Annotated in this window: 1 protein-coding gene; it reads right to left on the bottom strand. The window is 30.3% G+C overall.

What is annotated here, in order from left to right; translation table 11 throughout:
- A partial coding sequence (locus SB773_RS33210; RefSeq protein ID WP_410594700.1) for a hypothetical protein occupies positions 1-254 on the bottom strand: 254 nt, incomplete at both ends.

Below are 254 nucleotides of genomic sequence, written 5' to 3'. Positions count from 1 at the left end.
ATCATTTACCAAAACTGCGTTTACTTTCGATAAATCAAATTCAGCAAAACCAGTTCCGTCAGAATCACATTTCTGTAAATCAGGCACATTATTCAATGTAAAGGAAGGAATAGTTTTTAATTCAATTTCTGTATCTTCATAACAGCCTAGATTATTCTTATTGGCAACTCTGATATTAATTTTTTCAGAAAATGGTTCAGAATTAGAATAATTATCCGGTAAAGGAGAAGGCAACTTATTACCATTTTTATCTG

Origin of the sequence: Bacillus sp. SIMBA_074, assembly GCF_046534555.1 — a bacterium.
In the GTDB taxonomy this organism is placed as follows: Bacteria; Bacillota; Bacilli; order Bacillales; family Bacillaceae_G; genus Bacillus_A; species Bacillus_A mycoides.
The sequence above is the reverse complement of the archived record's forward strand: the minus strand, read 5'-3'. Positions and strand labels throughout refer to the sequence as shown.